This window comes from Brumimicrobium salinarum, assembly GCF_002844555.1.
Taxonomy (GTDB): Bacteria; Bacteroidota; Bacteroidia; order Flavobacteriales_D; family Crocinitomicaceae; genus Brumimicrobium; species Brumimicrobium salinarum.
In genome coordinates, this window is sequence record NZ_PJNI01000033.1 from 1 (window position 1) to 3,449 (window position 3,449).

Below are 3,449 nucleotides of genomic sequence, written 5' to 3' on the forward strand. Positions count from 1 at the left end.
CATCCTCTACCTGTGGTAAGTTTTACAGGGGTTGATTTAGAAGGATGTTCGCCAGTTTGTCCTAATATTAATTCAACCACTACAATTAACTCACCTTCATCGATTGCAGAATATGAATGGACATTTACAGACGGAAGTCTTTATTCTGGTGCTAATTTATCAGAATGCTTCGAGAATAATTCTGGAAGTACACAGTTTTATGGTTTAACCTTAACAGCAACTTCCAACGAAGGATGTGTTAGCACTCATACAGAAAATGATTATGTAAAAGTTTACCATAATCCAAGGGCAGAATTTAATTTTTCACCAGACGAATCAGATATCATCGATAGTAAAGTTGAGTTTTTCAATACTTCTTTATATGCCGATATGTATCATTGGACGTTTGGGAATGATGGAACTTCATCAGAAACGAACCCTGTTGTTGTGTTTACTAAAGATCCGGATAGACATATTATTGAATTAGTTGCGTCTACAAATGAAGGATGCAGTGATACAGTGTATGAAGTTGTCGATATTTTAGACCGTGTTATTTTTTACGTACCCAATACCTTTACGCCTGATAACGATAATTATAATGAAACATTCCAACCTGTATTTTCTTCAGGTTATGATCCACAGGATTACACTTTGTATATTTTTAATCGATGGGGAGAAATTGTTTTTGAATCGCATGACACAAATGTTGGTTGGGACGGTCGATATGGAACGAATAGCCGAAAAATTGTAAAAGAAGGTACTTATGTCTGGAAAATTGAATTCAAAGAAACAATGTCTGATAAAAGACATACAGAAAAGGGACATGTGAATGTGTTAAGGTGAGGCTAAATTGAATCCAATAATCCTATTAAAAGAAGCCCCAACTTCAATACTTCTCTTCTCTCGATTGCTTTCCAACACTCACAAATGTCATCCTTCCATATTTGAAAAATTAAGATTTTCAAATATGGAAGGATTTGTCAAGTTAAAAAGAGTACTTTTTATTGTAGTTTATTAAACTATTGGTAAAGTTCCCAATAAGCATTTAGAATTAAAAGCGCATCTGTTAAATATCTTTTCCAGGGTTTCTTCATTTGTGACATAATTAACTTTTCAGTTGTTTTTTTGAGGGGATGCCCCCTCATTACGGTATTTATGGCAACTTTTTTAAATCATGTAGCGTTTTTATAACAGAAGCGTTATTAACTTGAATTGCTTTTTAATTGTTCCATATAAAAGAAAAGTGTCAAATGTGAATTTTTCATTTATTATCAAGATAAGCTACAAAAGTTAAAAAAATATTAGGCATAAGACTATGAAAAAAATAAAAATACTCATCCTTACAGGACTATTATTCAGTTCTTTTAACTTGTTCTCACAAGATGAGATTAGTCAAAGGCATGAATTAATAGAACAGTTTTTTAATCAAAATGAGGTAACACCTGACGAAAAAAGAGAAATTCAATGTGAATTAATTCTATTGGAAGAACAATACACAGAGGAAAATGAATTGAATAATGTAGAAGTCGCATTTAAAAAAGTACTCAATACTTACCGAGAATCAGGTGAACTAGATGTTTCTCAGCGTTTGTATGAACCTAATCATGAGCATCATCAACACCGTGAAATAAGCGAAATTAACTTTGTTCATGTTAACGAAAGTGATAAAAATAAAAACTCAAATGAATCAGGAGGTTATTATGAAAAAGCTACAAGTTGTACTAATTCTGATTTTGAAACAGGAACTTTTGATGACTGGATTTTAGCGTACGCGAGTTCAGGTGGAGCAGGAGGGATTGGTCTTGGATCTGACATAGGGCCAATGAATGGAACTATAGGAAATCATGCAATTATGGGGCCAGGTGCAGGTAATGATGGACCTAGTGGTAATAATTTACCAAGAGTTTATCCGGGAGGCGGAATATACTCTATGAGAATTGGAGATCAAGGTACGGGATATAATGCTTCACGCGCAACTTATACATTTACCGTAACCCCAGCTACTGAATTGTTTTTATACCATTTTGCTGTAGTAATGGAAGATCCTGGTCATAGTGCTTCACAACAGCCTTTTATGGAGGTTAAACTTGAAATTGCTGGTAATAACGAAGCTTGTGGAGAATATTATCAAGCAGCTTCAGGAAGTGCACCAGGTTATTTATCTAACGGTGGTGTTCGATATAAACCATGGGAAACAGTGAGTATTGCATTAACTCCTTATATGGGACAAGTAGCGACAGTAACCATGACAACAGCAGATTGTGCTCAATCTGGACATTTTGGATATGCTTATGTTGATGCTGAATGTATGGCAATGCCCAATCTGAATAATGCCATTTTGAATTGTACCAATCCAACATTAACGCTCGAAGGTCCTCCTGGTGCTACTAATTATGTTTGGACAGGTCCTGGAATTGTAGGTTCTTCAACAACACAAAGCATAACTGTAGATGCTCCTGGTGTTTATGAGGTAGAGGTGATTCCTGTTCAAGGACCAAGTTGTTCCTATTTTCTTCAAACCACCGTAATTGATGAAAGAGGAACGGTTACAGCTGATTTTGATGCAATTCCAAACCAAGTTTGTTTGGGGGAAACAATTGATTTCACCAATAGAACCACGATGACTGGTTTAGCTGGATCGATTGCCAGTTCAACTTGGCAGTTTGGAGATGGAAATTCATCTACGGATTTCGAACCAAGTCATACTTATACCACTCCAGGAATTCATCCCGTGGAATTGACAGTTGTTACAAGTAATAATTGTTCAGAAACGATAACTAAAAATGTAACAGTATCTCCCACACCGAATGCTGACTTCTCAGTAGACTCTGTATGTCAAGGTACTAATTCTTCAATTGTTGATTTGTCAACAGTAGATGGAACCAACGGTGATAATATTTCAACTTGGCAGTGGGATTTCGGCGACGGTCAAACGAGTACAAACCCTTCGCCAACTCAAAATTATGGAAGTGAAGATTTGTATGATATAACGTTGTCTGTTACTTCTAATAATGGATGTACACATTCTGTATCAAAAACTACTGCAATTTACCCTAATCCTGTAATTGATTTTACACCAACTGAAGTTTGTTTGAATTTCGAAAATGAATTCAATAACCTAACATCAATTAGTTCCGCAAACACACCAAATACAATAGATTCATGGAGTTGGGATTTTGGGGATGGAGCAACAAGTTCAGTTCAAAACCCTAGACATACTTATTTAACGCATGGTGTATTTAACGCAACTTTAACCGCAACATCTAATAATGGATGTTCAGAAAGTATAACTAAACCTGTAACAGTTTTTGAACTGCCTACAGCTGACTTTAACTTTGTAAATGCTTGTGACAATGAAGATGTAGCATTAGAAAGCACTTCTGTCCCTAATCAAGGCACGATCACTGATTATTTTTGGGATATTGATAATAATGGAAACGTGGATTATACCATAAATCCTGCTGCTCATA

Annotated in this window: 2 protein-coding genes; both read left to right on the forward strand. The window is 35.5% G+C overall.

The window, feature by feature from the left end; genetic code table 11:
- The coding region (locus tag CW751_RS14920; protein WP_133122250.1) for a T9SS type B sorting domain-containing protein at nt 1-822 on the forward strand (822 nt) is incomplete at its 5' end.
- A gap of 472 nt (nt 823-1,294) precedes the next feature.
- On the forward strand, nt 1,295-3,449 hold a 2,155-nt coding region (locus tag CW751_RS14925; RefSeq protein ID WP_119782972.1), incomplete at its 3' end, for a PKD domain-containing protein.